The organism is Leptospira stimsonii, from assembly GCF_003545885.1.
Classification (GTDB): domain Bacteria; phylum Spirochaetota; class Leptospiria; order Leptospirales; family Leptospiraceae; genus Leptospira; species Leptospira stimsonii.
On the sequence record NZ_QHCT01000006.1, the window covers coordinates 16,033 to 34,005 of the forward strand.

General features: G+C 42.8%; 19 protein-coding genes. 9 read left to right on the top strand and 10 right to left on the bottom strand.

Translation table 11 applies throughout. From position 1 onward, the window contains the following. The first annotated feature begins 87 nt into the window (after window positions 1-87). Genes DLM75_RS18275 through DLM75_RS18290 form a run of 4 tightly spaced genes read left to right on the top strand, consistent with a single transcriptional unit; the run spans window position 88 to window position 2,513 of the window. Complete coding sequence (locus DLM75_RS18275; RefSeq protein WP_429945496.1) at window positions 88-651, top strand: LemA family protein; 564 nt, start codon at window positions 88-90, stop codon at window positions 649-651. Window positions 652-671: 20 nt separating this feature from the next. After that, window positions 672-1,565 carry a TPM domain-containing protein gene (locus DLM75_RS18280; protein WP_118969951.1) on the top strand — a complete coding sequence of 298 codons (894 nt, stop codon included), beginning with the start codon at window positions 672-674 and terminating at the stop codon, window positions 1,563-1,565. 14 nt (window positions 1,566-1,579) lie between these two features. After that, the gene (locus DLM75_RS18285; RefSeq protein WP_118969952.1) at window positions 1,580-2,146 is read left to right on the top strand and encodes a TPM domain-containing protein; all 567 of its coding nucleotides are present in this window, start codon (window positions 1,580-1,582) and stop codon (window positions 2,144-2,146) included. 4 nt (window positions 2,147-2,150) lie between these two features. Beyond that, complete coding sequence (locus DLM75_RS18290) at window positions 2,151-2,513, top strand: MmcQ/YjbR family DNA-binding protein (protein ID WP_118969953.1); 363 nt, start codon at window positions 2,151-2,153, stop codon at window positions 2,511-2,513. 211 nt (window positions 2,514-2,724) lie between these two features. Here the strand turns inward: DLM75_RS18290 and DLM75_RS18295 are convergent, their stop codons facing one another. The 3 genes from DLM75_RS18295 to DLM75_RS18305 form a co-directional block, all read right to left on the bottom strand. Next, window positions 2,725-3,033 carry an antibiotic biosynthesis monooxygenase family protein gene (locus DLM75_RS18295; RefSeq protein ID WP_118969954.1) on the bottom strand — a complete coding sequence of 103 codons (309 nt, stop codon included), beginning with the start codon at window positions 3,031-3,033 and terminating at the stop codon, window positions 2,725-2,727. A 67-nt stretch (window positions 3,034-3,100) separates the two neighbouring features. Continuing rightward, window positions 3,101-3,910 carry a helix-turn-helix domain-containing protein gene (locus tag DLM75_RS18300; RefSeq protein ID WP_241547979.1) on the bottom strand — a complete coding sequence of 270 codons (810 nt, stop codon included), beginning with the start codon at window positions 3,908-3,910 and terminating at the stop codon, window positions 3,101-3,103. A 122-nt stretch (window positions 3,911-4,032) separates the two neighbouring features. After that, window positions 4,033-4,431 (bottom strand): SufE family protein, encoded by a 399-nt coding sequence (locus DLM75_RS18305; RefSeq protein WP_118969955.1) that lies wholly within the window; start codon window positions 4,429-4,431, stop codon window positions 4,033-4,035. Between the two features lie 238 nt (window positions 4,432-4,669). Between DLM75_RS18305 and DLM75_RS18310 the strand changes: the two genes are divergently transcribed. Next, window positions 4,670-5,683 carry a zinc-dependent alcohol dehydrogenase family protein gene (locus DLM75_RS18310; protein ID WP_118969956.1) on the top strand — a complete coding sequence of 338 codons (1,014 nt, stop codon included), beginning with the start codon at window positions 4,670-4,672 and terminating at the stop codon, window positions 5,681-5,683. 41 nt (window positions 5,684-5,724) lie between these two features. Here DLM75_RS18310 and DLM75_RS18315 read toward each other — a convergent pair whose 3' ends face one another. Then, on the bottom strand, window positions 5,725-5,958 hold the full coding sequence (locus DLM75_RS18315) for a hypothetical protein (protein ID WP_241547980.1): 234 nt from the start codon (window positions 5,956-5,958) through the stop codon (window positions 5,725-5,727). A 61-nt stretch (window positions 5,959-6,019) separates the two neighbouring features. Beyond that, window positions 6,020-6,406: a rhodanese-like domain-containing protein gene (locus DLM75_RS18320; protein ID WP_241547981.1), complete on the bottom strand. Its 387-nt coding sequence runs from the start codon at window positions 6,404-6,406 to the stop codon at window positions 6,020-6,022. A gap of 419 nt (window positions 6,407-6,825) precedes the next feature. On the opposite strand from DLM75_RS18320, the gene DLM75_RS18325 reads away from it, so the two are divergent. Together DLM75_RS18325 and DLM75_RS18330 are read left to right on the top strand one after the other, a co-directional pair. Beyond that, the gene (locus DLM75_RS18325; protein WP_118969957.1) at window positions 6,826-7,980 is read left to right on the top strand and encodes a TauD/TfdA family dioxygenase; all 1,155 of its coding nucleotides are present in this window, start codon (window positions 6,826-6,828) and stop codon (window positions 7,978-7,980) included. A 3-nt stretch (window positions 7,981-7,983) separates the two neighbouring features. Beyond that, a complete protein-coding gene (locus DLM75_RS18330) occupies window positions 7,984-8,892 on the top strand; it encodes a bile acid:sodium symporter family protein (RefSeq protein ID WP_118969958.1) in 909 nt (302 codons plus the stop codon). On the opposite strand, the gene trhO is transcribed toward DLM75_RS18330, so the two are convergent. Beyond that, on the bottom strand, window positions 8,889-9,992 hold the full coding sequence (trhO, locus tag DLM75_RS18335) for an oxygen-dependent tRNA uridine(34) hydroxylase TrhO (protein WP_118969959.1): 1,104 nt from the start codon (window positions 9,990-9,992) through the stop codon (window positions 8,889-8,891). The genes DLM75_RS18330 and trhO overlap by 4 nt on opposite strands. Before the next feature lie 204 nt (window positions 9,993-10,196). After that, window positions 10,197-10,877 carry a hypothetical protein gene (locus DLM75_RS18340; RefSeq protein ID WP_118969960.1) on the bottom strand — a complete coding sequence of 227 codons (681 nt, stop codon included), beginning with the start codon at window positions 10,875-10,877 and terminating at the stop codon, window positions 10,197-10,199. 178 nt (window positions 10,878-11,055) lie between these two features. Between DLM75_RS18340 and DLM75_RS18345 the strand changes: the two genes are divergently transcribed. Both DLM75_RS18345 and DLM75_RS18350 read left to right on the top strand, forming a co-directional pair. Then, entirely contained in the window at window positions 11,056-11,883 is an 828-nt protein-coding gene (locus DLM75_RS18345; protein ID WP_118969961.1) for a DNA alkylation repair protein, read from the top strand. Between the two features lie 25 nt (window positions 11,884-11,908). Beyond that, on the top strand, window positions 11,909-12,841 hold the full coding sequence (locus tag DLM75_RS18350; protein ID WP_118969962.1) for an LIC12353 family lipoprotein: 933 nt from the start codon (window positions 11,909-11,911) through the stop codon (window positions 12,839-12,841). A 42-nt stretch (window positions 12,842-12,883) separates the two neighbouring features. Here DLM75_RS18350 and DLM75_RS18355 read toward each other — a convergent pair whose 3' ends face one another. The 3 genes from DLM75_RS18355 to DLM75_RS18370 form a co-directional block, all read right to left on the bottom strand. Continuing rightward, complete coding sequence (locus DLM75_RS18355; protein ID WP_118969963.1) at window positions 12,884-14,050, bottom strand: acyltransferase family protein; 1,167 nt, start codon at window positions 14,048-14,050, stop codon at window positions 12,884-12,886. Window positions 14,051-14,629: 579 nt separating this feature from the next. Continuing rightward, a complete protein-coding gene (gene typA / locus DLM75_RS18360; RefSeq protein ID WP_118969964.1) occupies window positions 14,630-16,450 on the bottom strand; it encodes a translational GTPase TypA in 1,821 nt (606 codons plus the stop codon). 577 nt (window positions 16,451-17,027) lie between these two features. Then, the gene (locus DLM75_RS18370) at window positions 17,028-17,468 is read right to left on the bottom strand and encodes a hypothetical protein (RefSeq protein WP_118969966.1); all 441 of its coding nucleotides are present in this window, start codon (window positions 17,466-17,468) and stop codon (window positions 17,028-17,030) included. Window positions 17,469-17,973 lie beyond the last annotated feature (505 nt).

Sequence of the window (17,973 nt, forward strand, 5' to 3'; positions counted from 1 at the left end):
CGGGTCTAAGTATAAGAGAATTAAACCTCAACAGGAGAAAAGAATTTCTTGAAAACGAAGTTTCTATCCAACGTTTTTTTGGTTTCTATGCTGGTCCTCACGACCTTGGCTTCTTCGAACTGCGGTTACAACGCGATCCAAGAAGAAGACGAGGCGGTAACCGCGTCTTGGGCTGAAGTGTTAAACCAGTATCAAAGAAGAGCGGATCTCATCCCGAACCTTGTGAACACGGTCAAAGGATACGCGGCTCAAGAAGAGAAAGTTCTGATCGAAGTCACAAAAGCACGCGCCGGCGTCGGCTCGATCCAAGCGGATGAAAAAACTCTCAACAACCCAGACCTTTTTAAGAAGTACGCCCAGGCGCAATCTCAGATGACGTCCGCGCTTTCTCGTTTGATGGTCGTTGTGGAAAAATATCCGGAACTCAAATCCAATGAAAATTTCCGGGATCTTCAGGCGCAATTGGAAGGTACGGAAAACAGAATCACGGTCGCGAGAAATCGTTATATACAAGCCGTACAAAAATACAACGTAACCATTCGACAATTTCCGAGTAATTTAACCGCGAAGATATTCGGCTTTCAGACAAAACCTTCCTTTACGGTAGAAAACGAAAAAGAAATTTCCAAACCACCGGAAGTTAAATTTTAAGAATTTTGAATCTACTTCGGATGAACAAAAAAGGTTTCTTCTTTTTCGGTCTTCTTTTGTTGACCGCGGGTTGGAGTGTAAGAACGGAAAATTCTTCCTGGATTCTTCAAAGAGAAGAATGGAGAGCGGAAGATCCGGAAATTCCCGCGCTCAAAACGCAAATAACGGATACGACCTCTACTCTTACCGATTCTCAAAAGTCGGTTCTTACGGGACGTCTCGTTCAGTTTGAAAAAAGAAAGGGAAGTCAAATCGCCGTCTTAGTAGTCGGTTCTACAAAAGACTGGAGCATAGAAGAATACGCCGTCAAAGCATTCGAACAATGGAAACTCGGAAGAAAAGGCGTGGACGACGGGGTTCTACTCGTCGTCGCGATCCAGGATCATAAAACAAGAATCGAAGTCGGATACGGATTGGAAGGTGCGATCCCCGACGCGATCGCCAAACGGATCACAAGCGATTTTATGATTCCTCACTTCAAAAACGGAGACTATTATCAAGGAATTTCGGAAGGAATCGATCGGCTCATCTCTACGATCAACGGAGAAGAACTTCCCGCCGCGAGTGGACGTGTGGGCGGATCGGATTCGGAAGGTGATATGCCGGAACTTCCGAGCAAACTGATCACCGCTTTTATTATCTTAGTCGTAGCCGGAAAGATTTTCGGATTCGTATTCGGGAACGGATTGTCCGGAGGAATCAGCGGAATCATTTTTATCATTCTTGGTTTGTTCTGGTCGATCACACTGTGGATGCTGATCCCCGGTGCGCTTCTTCTCTGGTTCTTTGTCCTCGCAAACGGCGGAGGAATGGGCGGTTCCTCCGGTTCTTCCTGGGGCTCTTCTTCAGGTGGAGGATCTTGGAGCGGTGGCGGTGGAAGTTCCGGAGGCGGAGGAGCTTCCGGAAGTTGGTAGAAAGGAATACGATTATGACTGCTAAGAATCAAACCAAAGAAGAATCCAAATTCCTCAGAGCCGGAAATCATCTCATAGAATCCTTTTTTTCCGCCTTCACGTTTTCCTCGGATAAATCCAAATCACCCCGAGTCAGAAAGTTTTTTAGTAAGGAAGACTTAAAAAAAATAGAATCCTGCGTTTCCAATTCCGAAAAACTACATACCGGAGAAATCAAAGTTATCCTCGAAGGAAATCTTCCTTTGTTCAGAATTTTGAACGGACTCAAGACAAAACAAAGAGCCGAAGAACTTTTTTCGGAAAGAAGAATCTGGGACACCGAAGAGAACACGGGAATTCTCATCTATATCCAGTTAGTCGATAAAAAGATAGAATTGTTGGCCGATCGAGGAATTTACAAAAAGATCGGACAATCCACGTTAGACGTAATCTGTTCAAAAATGGAAACGGGATTTCGATCCGGAGATTATCTAAAAAGTGTAATCGACGCCATCGAAGAATTCACAAAACTTCTTCAAAAACATTTCCCGGCCGGAAAACAAAACCCGAACGAACTCTCCGACCGTCCCGAATTGATTTAAAAAGATGATCAAGATCGTTGCGTCTGATCCCCTATTCGAACCGATCCGAAGGTTTGCGCTCTCCCTACCCTTTGCAAACGAAGAAATCAAATGGGAAAAAGATTTAGTCTTTACCGTTCACAAAAAGATGTTCTGTGTTCTTTTGACCGAAGAACCGTTTACGATCATTTTCAAATGTAGCCCGGAAGACACGGAAATCCTTTCCCGGAAAAAAGGAATCATTCCCGCCCCGTATCTCGCGAGATATGACTGGGTTCAGTGCGCTTCTCTCAAAACCTTACCTCGGAAAGAATTGGAAAAAAGAATCCACGATTCGTATCAATTGGTATGGAACAAACTTCCCGCGAAACTCCGAAAAACGAATTAAAAAACCCAACTGATACATTCCAATTTTTAAATATTCCTATTTTCGAATTAACTTTCATTTCACCCAATTCAAACGTGAGCCATTGCGCCCGCGTCCCATTCAATCAAAATAAGATCGAAGAACTTGTTCCAACAAACGGCTGTCTACTGAAAATTCGGCTTGCAACGGACTTTAAGTCCGTCTTATAGAAAAATTCGGCTGGACATAGTATTCAAACCTCTTTCTCAAAAACTCCCCTTTCGATAGAAATGCCCAAACGTTCCAGCATTCCAGGCATATCAAAACCTTGCTTTTCATATTCGGAAAAGACGCTCTTCTTTGCGTTCTCGATCGATTCTTGATCCTTCCAGACCGCGACCGTTACGAAAACGATCCGATCTTCTTCTTCTCTACTATATGCGGAATCTTGAATGAATCCGGGAAGAGTTTTGATAAACTCGCGGTTGATCTTGACCCTTTGAAAGAATTCTTCCTTCGAAGATACGGGTACGATAAATCGGTCGATGTAAATTTTCTGCATTCTGATTCTCCTTTCGAGAACCAGAATACACCGAGATCAAAAATCAAAATTGTAAAAAATCAGGAAATTACCAAAGAGACGGCGTTCTGAAAAAATCCTTGGGAGCAAGTCCCGTAAACGATCGAAAATCTTTGATAAAATGTGCCTGATCAAAATAACCGGCTTCGTATCCGATATCCGTGAGCTTTTGAAAGGGAGAATAACGTTCGATCAGAGATTTCATCCTTACCAAGTTTGCGAATTGTTTCGGGGAAGTTCCGATCGTTTGTCTAAATCTTTTTTCGTAAGAATCTCTACTGATCGGCATTCCTTGGATCAGCTCCCGAATTTTGAGATTCCCATTCGTGTTCCGAATTCTTTTAATAGTCTCAAACACGAGAAGATCCGTTTTAGATTCTTTAATGAGGGAAAGCAAAAATTCTTCGATGATCTTGATTCTTCCTTCGTTCGTTCTCGACTCAGAAAGTTTTTCCTCGATTTCCGAGGTCAGTGATTTTGGAAGAAGACGATCGAGGGAAACGTTCATTCCAAAGAGTTCGTTCATCGGAATCTTAAAAAAATTGGCCGCCCTGCCTTCTTGAAAGTTGACTAAGAACACGGAAGAGTCTCTTGAATATCGGATCAGACGCGAATTTTTTCTTAGGCCTGCGATTCCTAAAACAGGAACCCGATTTTCCTTGGATTGTTCCGTGATATCGACGTTCCCTCGAATTCGAAAGGACAAGACTAAGGATGAATTCGGTAGGATTCGGTTTTCCCTTTCCAAATCGCTTTCGATGACCATATAATCTCTGATATACGATTTTAAAAATCCATTCGGAACGTAGGTTTTGATATGGATCGGAGATTGTGATACGGATTTGTTAAGCGAAGTCATCGATCGTTCCATTCTAAATCAGCGTGTCTTTAACGCGAGGTCCTACTCAATTCTTTCTCGCATCGTCTTTTCCAATTTGTGCGGATGTTTTTCGACGAGATCATATGGATCGGATTTAAAATTCAACTGTTTCTTAGAATATTCACCATGGAATAAAGACCGTTTCTTCGGGACATGGAAAGATGTTTGTCCAATCCGATCTCTTTTAAGAATTCGAGGGACGCGTTCTTGATTTCTTCTCTTGTCCTTCCCGAAAAAACACGAATGAGGAGAGCGATCATACCGCGGGTGATCGCTGAATCGCTGTCAGCTTGAAAGACAACCTTTCCTTCCGTTTCTTCGGAAACGATCCAGACGCGGGACTGACAACCCGGCACCAATCGTTCTTGTGTTTTGAGCGAATCTGGAATAGAACCAAGTTCGTCTCCCATCTCGATGAGAAGTTGATAACGTTCCTGCCAATCCGTACATTCGGAAAATTCGGAAACAATTTCTCTCTGAACTTCTTCAATGCTACTCATGACTTCTCTTTCCAGCTTTTCCAAAAGACACGGGTGAGCAATCAGAAAAAGGAAACCCCATTTCGGGACAATTCACCCTTTCTTAGACGATTTTACTCTTCCGCTGAACTTCGATTCTTCTGAAATGAAAAGGGTAAGAATCCGGAAAGATCGACTCGATGTAAAAAGTAAAAAATGAGTTTTCCTGGAAGGGAATTCTCAGAAAACATTCCTAGAGATTCGGGAGAAAATCGTTATTATGAAAGTGTATGAAATCCAAAATCAATTCGGACTGGAGAATCTAAAAATCGCAGAACGTCCGGATCCTACCCCTTCGCACGGAGAGGTTTTAGTAAGAATGAGAGCCGCCTCACTCAACTACCGAGACTATCTGATGGCGATCGGAAAATACAACCCGAAACAAAAACTTCCTTTGATTCCTCTCTCGGACGGAGCCGGCGAAATCGTTCAGATCGGTCCGGGCGTGACGAAGTGGAAAGTGGGAGAAAAGGTTTGTGCGAACTTTGCGCAGACTTGGTTGGACGGAGCGCCTGATATCGACATGCTCAGAAATACGTTAGGTGGTCCGTTGGATGGAACTCTCTGCGAACTGAGAATTTTCGGCGAACAAGGCTTAGTTCCGATGCCGGAAAACATTTCCTTTGCGGAAGCTTCGACGCTCCCTTGCGCTGCTTTGACCGCTTACACTGCGATCGTTACGCACGGAAACATTCAACCCGGAGCGACCGTCGTAGTTCAAGGAACGGGCGGTGTTTCCATTTTTGCATTACAATTTGCTAAAATGATGGGAGCCAGGGTAATAGCGACTTCTTCCAGCGACGATAAATTAAAAAAAGTAAAAGAATTGGGCGCGGACGAAGTCATCAACTACAGCGAAAAAACGAACTGGGATCGGGAAGTACGAAAGATGACGAATATGAAAGGCGCCGATCTCATCATCGAAGTCGGAGGTGCGGGAACACTTCAAAAATCAATCTCCAGCACAAAACCTTGGGGAACCATCGCTCTCATCGGAGTGTTAGCTGGCGGAGAAAGCAACAATCTATCCCTTTTTCCGATCCTGATGCAAGGAATCCGAGTCCAGGGAATTATCGTAGGGAGCAGACGAAATTTCGAAGATATGAACAGAGCGATCAGCATCAATGGAATCAAACCCGTCGTCGATCACGTATATTCTTTTGAGGAAACTCCGAAAGCGTATGAAACTCTCAAGGCAGGAAAACATTTCGGAAAAGTTTGTATCGAGATCTAAAAATTCTCGATACAAACACATTCAACTTTTGGAAACCGTTTCTATCCGGCTCTTTTATCCACTTTTTTTCGGATTGTATCCCCGAACCATTGGATCAATTGTACGAGAAGAATTAAGATGGCGACCGTTGCGAACATGATCCCGTCCTCATATCGATAATAACCGAAACGAATCGCAAGATCCCCGATCCCTCCTCCGCCGACAATTCCGGCCATCGCCGAAAAACCGAGAAGACTTACGGACGTCAGCGTGATACCGGAGACGATTCCCGGCAACGCTCGGTGTTTCCGTCGAAAACGGTTTTTTATCCAATTCCCATTTTTTACGACCGCCGTTTCAGATACGAACGTCCTTATGACCGTAAAGAGAAAAGATCCGAGCTCCCCAGGTCGCAAACCAGTTGTTATTATCGCCATAAAGAACCACTGTCGAATCGTTTGAAATTCCGGATTGAGAAAGTAGTTTTGAGAATTTTTCCGCCGAGACGATATCTCTTCTGGGTTGATCAACAAGATCCGTATGCCAACGGAAATTCAAAGCTCCCTTGATATGCCCCTTTTCATACACTCCGGGATCTACGCTCACTTCAATAATCCGAACCTTCGGATTTTCGAGATTTTGTGAAAGCCACTCGGTAGTCACGAGAACATCGTCCGGGCCAGCCAAAACCGATGCGAACGGAATGAGAAGAATGAAACTAAAGTTCAGCCAACGTTTTTTCATAAAGCCTCCTACGCCTTCTGGAAGACTCAAATTCTTCCAGATTTTACCTAAGATGAAAAATTGAAGATTGCAAGCAATTTTCTGTTTTAACAGATTTATTTCCCATAAAACGCACATGATTTCATTCTATAAATTGAAAAGCGGAAATATTTTGAGCTTTTTGAAACAGATATGATTCATTCATAAGAAGTCTAAATTAAAGATTGGATCGCTTTGTAAAACTTGAATATGCTGCTTAAGTGCTTTTACCTTGTTCCGGCTTGTTTCCAACTTGATTCGTTTTATTAAATTTTTATTCTGCTATAGCAAATTTTCCTTGCACTTAAAGAAACTCACATTTTTATCGTATTTAAAAAATACCGGTCCAGAGGAATCCTTTGAGTGGGATCTGGAAATCGTTTCGGGGGACGTGATTTACGATGGCTACAAAAACTCTTACTAAACCGAAGGAAAAAAGAAAAACACAATCCAAGCCGAAATCAAAGTCGATCATTTCAAAAAAAACGAACGCAAAATCCGATTCTTCCTTACAAAAAGGATTCTTAGATCCTAAGAATCCGCTTCCGGTCGTTTATCAACCGAAATCGTTGGATCAAGCGGACAAGTCTTCTTTGATCCAGTGGATCAAGTCCAACAAACGTACGTTAACTGATGATCTGAGGGAATACGGCGCGATCCTATTCCGAGGTTTTAACGTAGAATCACCGCAGGATTTCGAAGACGTGATTTTAAACGTAGATCCGAATCTAAAAAATAATTATCTGGGAACTTCCCCCCGTAATCAAATTACGAAATATGCTTTCACGGCGACGGAACTTCCTCCCGCTTATCCGATCATGCAACACGCGGAGATGAGCTTTTTAGATTCTCCTCCTCGAAAACTTTTTTTCTTCTGTGGAGAAGCGCCCGGCAAATTCGGAGAAACTCCGATCACCGATCTTCGAAAGGTATTACAAGAAGTTCCTCAATCGATCCGTGATAAATTCGAAAAAGAAAAAATTCAGTATTCCAGAGTTTATAACGGACCTTCGAATCGTTCACGTTTTCAGTTCTGGAAAACGAAAAGATGGGATGAAATGTTCCAGACACAAAATCGGGACGAAGTGGAGAAAATTTCCAAAAAGCAAAATTTCAAGGTGGAATGGTACGGCGAAGATAATCTTCGTCTGATAAACACAACCCTTGCGATTCGTAAACATCCCGAATTCCAAACTGCGGCTTGGCACAATCATTCTCAGGTTTTCCATATCGACGCCGCTAGAAAAGAATATTGGTATATCTTCGCTCGTCAAAAAACGATTCGTGGTTTTTTTATCGGAATCGCTCTGGAAGTTCTAACTCTTATCAAAAAACTTACTACAAAAAAAGAATATCTAGATACACATTGCAGTTACGGGAACGAAGAAGAAATTACTTTGGATGAACTCGTTCAAATCCAAGAAGTTTTCTGGAAAAATATTTCTTTGTTCTCTTGGCAAAACGGAGACGTCCTGGTGATCGATAACTATTCCGTCTCTCACGGAAGACATCCATTTTCCGGTCCGAGAAAAATATACGTTGCTTGGGCGGATTGATCGATGCAGGATTTGGACGCGGTCCGGATCAATTTTCATGAGAATGGATTAATATTTTTGAATATACTTCTGGGGTTGATCATGTTCGGAATCGCCTTGGAACTAAAATTAGAAGATTTTAAGCTTCTTTTAAAAAAGCCGAAGGCGTCCATTACCGGAATCGTTTCCCAATTTCTTTTGTTTCCGCTCGCAACCTATCTCTTGCTCTGGATATTAAGTCCTCCTCCAGGTGTTGCGTTAGGAATGCTTCTTATCGCCGCCTGTCCCGGCGGTAACATATCCAATTTTATAACCTCGCTCGCGAAAGGCAACACAGCCCTTTCCATTTCACTGACTGCGTTTTCTTCTTCGTTAGCGATCGTTGCTACTCCGTTTAATTTCTTCTTTTGGGGGAATCTTTATCCGCCGATCCACAATGTCCTAAAAGTAATCGCACTCGATCCTTTCGACGTATTCAAAACAATTCTAACGATCTTACTGATTCCGATCGGACTCGGGCTTTTGACGAATCGTTTTTTACCTAAGTTCGCCGTGAAAGCGGAAAAGCCGCTCAAGCTACTTTCCGGACTCATATTCGTCGCGTTTCTCGTTGTTGCACTTGCCGCAAACTTTGAAATCTTCTTACAGGTAATCCATCGCGTATTTCTTTACGTTTTTCTAATGAACTCGATCGGCTTTTTTCTGGGCTATTTTTTTGCGAAGCTCATGCGACTGGATGAAAGGGACGCAAGGTGTATATCCATCGAAACGGGAATTCAGAATTCAGGTCTTGGTTTGGTTCTGATCTTCGCTTTTTTCGAAGGTCAAGGTAGTATGGCGATCATCGCGGCTACCTGGGGCATCTGGCACGCGATCGCCGGAGTTACCCTAGCGTGGTTTTGGTCCAAACGAACAAAAAATCGAAACGTTTAGACTGTTTCAAAGGGATTTTGAGTTTTATAGAGCTCGGAAATCTTAGGACGGACGCGCGATTTCGTAAAAAACCGATTGTCGTTCAGCTTTCCTTTCCGGATTTCTTTTTGTTTTTCTTTAGGCAAATGTAAAATCGTTTTACATTCTTCCGTACAACAACCTTCGAATTTTTCTGAGCAATGCTCGCACTGTATAAAAAGAATATGGCACCCGGGATTTGCGCAGTTGACGTGACGATCGCTTTTTTGCCCACACTGATGACAGGTCGAAATGATTTCGGTACCGATCTTTTCCTGTAAACGCCCATCGAAGACGAAATTTTTTCCTTTGAATTTGGACTCCAATCCTTTTTCAGCGACTTCATGGGCATACGAGATGATCCCGCCGTGCAATTGATTCACGTCCTTATAGCCGTGATGTTTTAACCAAGCACTCGCCTTTTCGCACCGGATTCCTCCCGTGCAATACATAAGAATTTTCTCATCTTCTTTCCCGTGTAGCAATTCAAGAAGCATCTGAAGTTCTTCTCGAAACGTATCGGACTGAGGCAAGAGGGCTCTTTCGAAATGACCGATTTCACTCTCGTAATGATTTCTGACGTCGACTACGATCGTTTTTTCAGATTCCAGATGACGATTGAATTCCTCAGCGGAAAGATGAGTTCCCACGTTAGTCACATCGAAAGCGTCATCGTTTAGACCGTCCGCAACGATTTTTTTTCTGATCTTCAGATCCAATTTTAAGAATGATTCTCGATCGTCTTCGACGGCAATTTTAAACGGCATATTTTTGAATTCTTCTCTCGAATCCAAATTCTCCCGAAACTTTTCAAAATTGTGGGAAGGAACGGAAAGTTGCGCGTTGATTCCTTCTCTGGCGATATAAATACGACCCAAAACGCCGAGCGATTCCCATTCTAAGTAGAGTTGATCTCTCAGTGATTCTACGGTTTCTAAAATGACATAACGATAAAAAGAAAGAGTGGTTCTCGGAAAATTTTCGGACTCAAGACGTTTTTTAAGAATTTCCTTTCCATAAATATTATGAAGAGGTCGTCTTTTGGTCTTCGTTTCTTTTTCCTTTTCTTCCCGATTTGCCATACTTTCTTAACTCTGAAATTTAGATCGTTTCTGACAAGCCTTTCTTCTTGTAAGGAATCCCGTTCCAAGCCCGTTCCTTGTTCTCTAAGGAACAAAGTCGCACAAAAAAAATTCTTTTGACCTTCTTGTTTCCGACGAAAGCCAAGCCCAAAAGCACAATGATTATTTTAGGAATGGGAACGTAGGAACTTTCCGATTTCGGATTTACTCGCTTTCATAGATCCGTTTCGCGTCCATTTGGTGCCCGCAATATGCGATCAAAGTATAAAGAACCAACGCTTGTGTCGCAAAGACGTAGATATTACCCGGTATCGGAGCGAACGGATTGATCAAGATAAGAACTAAAAAGAAACCTGCAAGAACCAACATTCCCCATCTTCCCAAAAAACCTTCTCCACTTTTGCTTCCGCGAAAATAATAAGCGAACGATACGACGGTTAGAGACGCTTCGATTCCCACCGTAAGCCATAAATTGTTCCAAAGACCGAAGCCCAACTTGGTTCCGGAATCCGTGAAGACGGGAAGATCGGGAGTATGAACGGGTAAATCCAAAATGTAATGAGAAAGAACGGAGAATGCGCCCGAAAGTGCGATCCTCCATTGGTAAGTAGTATCCTCTGATTTTTTATAAAAATAGAATCCGATAAACACAAGCAAAGACCAGACGATCCCGGCGACCAAACTGTGCGTAAACGGCATATAATAAAGATCGAATGGATTGCTCGCCGTAAAACCCGGAACCAATCTCATATGTTCGATTCCGAGCATTATGAAAATCATAAATAAGAAATCGACGAACTGAACCCCGACGAGAAGGGACCAGAAAGGCGTCTTCGGAACCGTTTTTTTTAATACGAAGGCAACGCTATAATGTCCGATGAACATAGATTCTCCTTTCCAATGGTTTCCAAAATCGGACTGAATTCCATCCTTTTGTTAATACGAAGTCAATCGTTTCCTGATTTTTTGAGATCAAAAAAAAGAGCGAATTCACAGACGAGGAAACTCATTCTTTCTTTAAAAATAGAATTGAAATCAAGATCTTCTCGATTACCAAAGACGGATGAAAGATTTACCGGTGATTCCAAAAGCGGAAAGTGTTCAGAGGGCATTGCAAGAATTAGGCGATCCGGTCAAAGCCGATTTTCTTTCCGGCTATTTTAAAACGGGACCGGGTGATTACGCCGAAGGAGATATCTTTCTCGGAATCACCGTTCCCATTCAGAGAAAAATCGCCAAACGATACGAAGGTCTTCCGTTAAAGGAAATCGAAATTCTGTTACGTTCTCCGATACACGAGGAAAGATTGACCTCTCTCTTTATCCTTTGCGATCAATTTGAAAAAGCCGAAGAAAAGGAACGAAAACAACTTCATCAATTTTATGTAAAGAATCTAAAGTATGTAAACAACTGGGATTTGGTCGATTTGAGCGCGAGAATCTTGATCGGTGAATATCTGATCGACAAAAACCGCTCTCTTTTGTATCAACTTGTGGAATCGAAAAATCTATGGGAAAGAAGAGTTTCGATTCTTTCCACATACGCTTTTATCCGAAGAAACGATTTCAAAGAGATTCTAAAAATCGCGCAGATACTCCTGAAAGACAAAGAGGATCTCATTCACAAAGCCGTCGGCTGGATGCTTCGGGAAGTCGGAAATCGGGACAAAAAAGCGGAAATCGATTTTTTGGATCGTTATGCCTCGATTATGCCGAGAACAATGCTACGTTATGCGATCGAAAAATTTCCGGAAACTCTCAAAAAGAAATATAGGAACGCCGGAAAAAAATCGGAACCAACTCCTAGGAAAAAAGTTGCGAAAACAAAATCAAGGTCATCGAAAATAAAATCCAAAGAAAAACAAAAAGATACTTTACCCTCAAAAAGATAAGTTCATGCTAAGTTTCGGAACATCTATGAAATTCACGTACATCCATATTCTTATTTTATTATATACTTTTTCGTTTATCGGTTGTGTCGGCAACCTAAAAGGGAAACCTACCCCTCCCGATCCGAATCTAAGCGGGCTCTATCTTTCCTCGGAAACAAGTGAATGGGACAAGGATGGAAAGCTCAAGATCGAAGTTCTAAGCATCTTTCCAAAATCAAACGGGGAGCTTGCATTTGAAAGGAAAACGATCGTTCGTCTTTCTTTTGTCGCAAGCGACAATAGGGAAGAATGGAGAATTCGATCCGGTGGAGTCTTGACGAGTCAAAACGAAATCCTGCTTCAGGAATCCTTATATCAAGAATATCACGTTCTCCATATGGGCGCACGAGAATCGGATCCGAAAAAATGGAAGCTCAACGAAATGGGAGCGCCGGCAAAAGTTAGGGAAGTCGGGAACGTTACTTCGAGCGGAAATCTTTTGGGAGAAATGTCGCCGGACGGAAGGGAGTTGAAATTTTCCAAGTCAATCTATCGAAAGATCGGAAACGCCTTTTTGGGAAGAATCACGACGACGGTAAACCAGAAGAAACTAACCTTGGACAATGAAATTTCCGGAGTCGTCTTCTATAGGGGCGGAGAGAACGTGGAGGATAGAATCGTGGCCGTCTTTTCCAAGACCGATTTTATCAGACCCGGAATGACCTTTCTTGTCGGAAATGAAAAAGTCCCATGTAAGGTCATAGAAGTTTTTCAACAATCTGCGACCTTAGAACCCGTCTCTAAAAAGAATCTTTCCGTCGTCATCGGAGATCCGGTCCTTTTGGAAGGGAATGTGGATTATAAAGCGATCAACAAAAGAGCCACGGCGGATGAATTGATTCGAAAATTAAAATCAGATCCGAACGTAAGCAAAGAAGAATTGATCAGAGAGATCGAAAAGTTAAAGAACGAAAGATGATCAAATGTCTTTTAGAAACGGTTCTCTGCGATTCTGTTTCTCTTACTTGGCGATCATTTTAGAACGAAGTCTTTGAAACGGATACTCGATCAAAATATAGAGTGGAACCGCAAATAAGAGAATCAAAAGAAAGACAATCGCAAACTGAGAAAGGAATACCAACATTGATTCCGGCTCCGATTTAATTCCGAGAACCGAAATGGCAACGCCGATCAAAACCAAATGCCAGAGGTAGATCGTATAACTCAATCTGGATATGGGAACGAACAATCGCAAACTCAAAAAGCGATGCAAAAATCCTTCGAACCGAACGACGGAAAGCATCAAAATACCGGCAAAACCTATATTCAGAAAATTATATTTGATCGTATGATTCAGAATCGTATTCACTTCCTCGTGAATCCAATGGGCGGTTGCTAAAAGGGAAAAGAAGAAGAATAAACTAAAATAATAGACGAGATCGTTTTGTTTTAAAATTTCCACGATGGACTTATGATTCATATAAATGTCCATCGCGATTACTCCGATCACGATCGAATCAAATCGAGTGTGAAACGGAAAGTAGATTTCCTGAAAGTATTCCGGGGAGGAAGGATAGACGGTCTTCGAATAAATCCAAAAACGAGTCAATGTCGGCACCAAAAGAAGAATCCACAAAAGGCATTGTCTTACTTTTGGATCTCTTTTAAACAGAAGCCAAGCGCAGAGAAACGGAAAAACCAGATAAAACTGCTCTTCCATCGACAAGGACCAAGTATGTATATTGAATCCTTGGAAATAGTTTCCTAGGAAAACAAAATCCCCCCAAGAATTCATCAAAGATAAGCTCAATCGATTTGATTGTTGAATCATCTCTGACTTCTGAGCAACTTTCAAAGCAATACACAAAAAAGCAAGACTGATCAAGAGAAAGATAAAATAGGCGGGAAAGATACGAAGAGTTCTTTTGAGAAAGAACGATTTAAAATTAATCTTTCCGTTTCGCGTCCAATCGTTCCATAGCCCCAGAGAAATGAGAAAACCGCTCAAAACAAAAGACAAATCCACTCCAGACCAAAAGAAAGATTCGGAATGAAACGTCCCCAATTCTTCCCAAACGAGCGCATAGTGATTTAAAATCACCAAGATAATTGCGAAAGCCCGAAGTCCATTGAGAGATCGAATCTCCGATTCTCTATGAAACCAAATGTCTTTAATAAAAGCTTTCATGCTTTCTCCAATTTCATTATCAGAACTTTTATCAATTCTTCTCCTGTCAAATTCAAATTACAATGAACCAACTTAGTGCTTAGACACTGGTTCTTCTTCGTTCTTTCCATTATATACGGTATCTAACATTCACCGATGCCATTTTTTTTAAAAAAAGGATCTCTTTGGAAATTTATTTCCGCTTAAAAAATAAGCAATTCGAAATCATTCCGGGCATATGGTATCCTTTACCGAAATATTTTTTTATTTTATTCGTTCTTTTATTTTGAAGAAAAAGCGAATTACATTCGAATGATAATATGAAAGTTTTTACACTTCGAAAATTGTATTCAGAAAATTGAATGCTCGAATGAATGGCAAACTTTCGAATGCCGCGCAGGCGAAAGATGTAGAAATGAAATACGTTTAAAAATCTTTTTCGCCTAATCCTTGTTAGATAAAGAGAAGAGCTCTCGATTCTTTAAAAAAAAGGAAGGAAGAAGAATGAGTAAGAGGTAAGGTAAACGTTCGGGAAAAAAAAGGAAAGGTTGGAAAAGCGGAAGGCCGCGGATCTTATTTCGATCCACGACCGTTCGGTTTTTATTTGTTCCGTTTACGCATGTTTGCGTCGAGATACTTCTTACGAAGACGTAAACTCTGCGGGGTTACTTCGAGAAGTTCATCGTCGTCTAAGAATTCGATGTTCTGTTCAAGAGAAAACTTTCTCGGAGGAATCAGACGAATTGCTTCATCGGCTCCGGAGGAACGAACGTTACTCAGCTTTTTCTCTTTTACGGGATTCACTTCAAGATCGTTCTCGCGAGAGTGAATACCGATGATCATTCCGGGATAGACCGCCGTATTCGGGCCGATCACCAATTCTCCCCGTTCTTGAATCTTCCAGAGAGCGTATGCGGTCGATTCTCCAGAATCCATCGAAATAAGAGCACCATTCTTACGACCCGGAATTTCTCCTTTGTATACGTCAAAACGTAGGAAGCGAGACGACATTACACCTTCTCCACGGGTTTCAGAAATAAAGTATCCTCTAAAACCGATGATTCCTCGAGTCGGAATTACGAATTCTACGCGAGTCATTCCGGAGGGATGCGCGTCCATCAATTGAAGCTCCCCTTTTCTACGGTTGAGCTCGGAGATAATTTGGCCGGTAAACTGATCCGGGATGTCCATCACCAAATACTCGTAAGGTTCTAATTTCTGACCTTGTTCGTTGGACTTTAAGATTACTTCCGGACGGGATACTTGGATCTCGAATCCTTCCCTTCTCATGGTTTCGATCAAGACGGATAGATGAAGTTCTCCGCGTCCAAGAACCTTAAAACGATCCTTGTCTTCGGTTTCTTCCAATCTCATCGCTACGTTGGTTTCCAATTCGCGATCCAGACGTTCCCGGATATTCCGAGTGGTTACGAACTTTCCTTCCTTTCCTGCAAAAGGAGAATTGTTTACCATAAAATACATCGAAACGGTCGGCTCTTCGACTTCGATCGCCGGTCTTGGAGCCGGTTTTCCAGGCTCACAAATCGTATCTCCGATAAAGACGTCGGGAAGTCCCGCGATCGCGATGATATCACCCGCTTCTGCGGTGTTCACTTCGTTTCTTCTCAGTCCTTCGAAGTTGTATAATTTTGTAATACGAAAGAGAGTCGTGTCTGCAGGCGCCGCAGTGTCCGATTTTTTTGCGGCCAATTGAATCACGTTCATCCCGAGCGCCATCTTTCCGGCGTAGATCTTTCCGACTGCGATTCTTCCTACGTAGTCGTTGTAATCCAGAGAAGTCACTTGGAATTGAAGAGGAGCTTCGTTGTCCGCTTGGACCGGAGGGACGTGGCTCAGGACCGTATCCAAAAGTGGGTCCAGATTCGTGCCCGGAGATTCGCTGAGGTTGTTCACCGCCCAGCCTTGTTTTGCAGAAGCGTAGACAATCGGAAAATCCAACTGCTCATCGGTCGCGCCTAAGTCGGAGAAAAGGTCAAAAACCATGTCCACAACGGCTTCCGGTCTTGCTCCGGGACGATCGATCTTATTGATGACGAGAATGGGTTTGTGTCCGAGTTGAAGGGATTTTCCGAGAACAAAACGCGTCTGAGGCATCGGTCCGTCAAAGGCATCCACGAGAAGAAGACAAGAATCCGCTGTGGAAAGAACGCGTTCCACTTCCCCGCCGAAATCCGCGTGGCCTGGGGTGTCTACTACGTTGATTCTGGTTCCCTTATAAACGACAGCAGTGTTCTTTGCTTTGATCGTGATTCCTTTTTCCTTTTCGAGGTCATTGGAGTCCATGATCCGATCTGTGTCTTCTTTGGCAGTGACTGCTCCGGTCTGACGGAGGATTCCGTCCAAAAGGGTGGTTTTCCCATGGTCGACGTGGGCGATAATAGCGATATTGCGGATTTCCATTCTAAGACCAAAAATTTCGGAAGCCTCCTGGTGTAAACCCGGTTTTTTGTCAATTTTTTAAAGGAAGAATTTTTTAATCAGTTCGAAACGAAAGTTCCGGTTTTCCTGGGCACAGGAACCGCGCGCGAGGGAAGTTTTTGGAATTGCGGGAGTTCCCACACCGGTGATTTCAAAAAAAGCAAAGAAGATAGGAAAAACGCTAGAAGTTCCTCTATTCGTTGGAGAAAAGAAATCTCCGAAAGGAAAATCCGATTCCTAGAAATAGGACCCGCTTGGGCGCGCCCCTCAGAAAAAGGAACCGAAATTCAAAAAATCAATCAGAGAAGCTTCGGGTCAGGCTACTCCGGGCTCCGCTTCGCTCCGGTCCTTCAGACCAAGCCCTCCGTATCCTTCGCGCGGAAATCGTAAGAGTTCCTCCAAGATTTTATCGATCTAGGTTGATTTGCGGGAGTTCCCGCAAAGAGGAAAAGGTTCCGTGGAAAATCGGAGGAGTTCCTACTTTCGGAAGAATCACAGAGAAGAACGACTCCCTTCGAAAAAGTGCGAGATCCTACATTCTAAAATGAGAATATACGTTTCAGGAATTCGGAAGAAAGTCCGGTTCTAAAATTCTCGGGCAAAATTGAAAGATCGCGCCGAGATAATGTCTCGCGATCGAATGAAAGATCCATTCTCCTGCATTCATGAGAGAATCCTTGAACTCCGGAACGGGATAAGCTTTTCTTCGAAAGAGGGAATCCAGATCCCAGTCTTCTTCTCCGGGAATTACTTGGATCTTGAGCATCGCATACACTTTGTGATTTTCCGGATCATAGCGAAAGACAAGAGAACGAGACGCAAAAGGATTTCGAATCGTAAACGTGGCCCAACTTCCCTTGGGACCAAATTCGCCTCCGCTCAGAGAATAGAGCTCGTAGCCGTGTTCCTTTTCTTCTCCGAAGAATTCTTTGAATTCCGAGTAGAAGGCTTCCGCAAATTCTTTTTGTAGTTTGAGAATCGGATCGAATTCCTCGGACATATTTGGAAAGAATTTCTCTCCTTCCCTCCTTGGGAAGCTTTTTGGAAAAGTGTGAGTTCCTACTTTTTGAGATTTTTAAAAAGGCCATCTCATTTGGAGTCCGTTAGGGAGTTCCCGCGTTTTTAAAAATCGGGAAAACAAAGAGTAACTTTAGATCTTCGTGTGAGTTCCTACTTATTCCCCTTTTAAGAACGCCTTCCACTTGGAAACAGCTTAGGAGCCGCGTTTTTAGAATCAGGAAAAAACGGAGCTATTTTAGATTTTTGTGTGAGTTCCTACTTTTTAAGTTTTTTGAAACGCTTTCTTTTTTTTCGTAGAGTTTCTTCTCCGGCTTTCTCCGTAATTCCGACTTCTTTTCCGAATCAGCGAAATGTTTTCCTTTTACGATCCGCAAGGGACAGGGAGGCCTTGGTCTGGTAAAAAAACGGGCGCCCCATTTTTTTAGAGCGCTCTCCTACCAGACCGAGCGGGAATCCGCGAGGCCGGACTCGGCCCGGTCCGCCCT

Coding starts and splice junctions, on each gene's coding strand:
- DLM75_RS18305 (WP_118969955.1), bottom strand. CDS start 4,431: ATGAGTAGCATTGAAGAAGTTCAGAGAGAAATTGTTTCCGAATTTTCC.
- DLM75_RS18370 (WP_118969966.1), bottom strand. CDS start 17,468: ATGTCCGAGGAATTCGATCCGATTCTCAAACTACAAAAAGAATTTGCG.
- DLM75_RS18330 (WP_118969958.1), top strand. CDS start 7,984: ATGCAGGATTTGGACGCGGTCCGGATCAATTTTCATGAGAATGGATTA.
- trhO (WP_118969959.1), bottom strand. CDS start 9,992: ATGGCAAATCGGGAAGAAAAGGAAAAAGAAACGAAGACCAAAAGACGA.
- DLM75_RS18325 (WP_118969957.1), top strand. CDS start 6,826: ATGGCTACAAAAACTCTTACTAAACCGAAGGAAAAAAGAAAAACACAA.
- DLM75_RS18320 (WP_241547981.1), bottom strand. CDS start 6,406: ATGAAAAAACGTTGGCTGAACTTTAGTTTCATTCTTCTCATTCCGTTC.
- typA (WP_118969964.1), bottom strand. CDS start 16,450: ATGGAAATCCGCAATATCGCTATTATCGCCCACGTCGACCATGGGAAA.
- DLM75_RS18280 (WP_118969951.1), top strand. CDS start 672: ATGAACAAAAAAGGTTTCTTCTTTTTCGGTCTTCTTTTGTTGACCGCG.
- DLM75_RS18285 (WP_118969952.1), top strand. CDS start 1,580: ATGACTGCTAAGAATCAAACCAAAGAAGAATCCAAATTCCTCAGAGCC.
- DLM75_RS18350 (WP_118969962.1), top strand. CDS start 11,909: ATGAAATTCACGTACATCCATATTCTTATTTTATTATATACTTTTTCG.
- DLM75_RS18290 (WP_118969953.1), top strand. CDS start 2,151: ATGATCAAGATCGTTGCGTCTGATCCCCTATTCGAACCGATCCGAAGG.
- DLM75_RS18300 (WP_241547979.1), bottom strand. CDS start 3,910: ATGACTTCGCTTAACAAATCCGTATCACAATCTCCGATCCATATCAAA.
- DLM75_RS18295 (WP_118969954.1), bottom strand. CDS start 3,033: ATGCAGAAAATTTACATCGACCGATTTATCGTACCCGTATCTTCGAAG.
- DLM75_RS18340 (WP_118969960.1), bottom strand. CDS start 10,877: ATGTTCATCGGACATTATAGCGTTGCCTTCGTATTAAAAAAAACGGTT.
- DLM75_RS18355 (WP_118969963.1), bottom strand. CDS start 14,050: ATGAAAGCTTTTATTAAAGACATTTGGTTTCATAGAGAATCGGAGATT.
- DLM75_RS18275 (WP_429945496.1), top strand. CDS start 88: ATGCTGGTCCTCACGACCTTGGCTTCTTCGAACTGCGGTTACAACGCG.
- DLM75_RS18345 (WP_118969961.1), top strand. CDS start 11,056: ATGAAAGATTTACCGGTGATTCCAAAAGCGGAAAGTGTTCAGAGGGCA.
- DLM75_RS18310 (WP_118969956.1), top strand. CDS start 4,670: ATGAAAGTGTATGAAATCCAAAATCAATTCGGACTGGAGAATCTAAAA.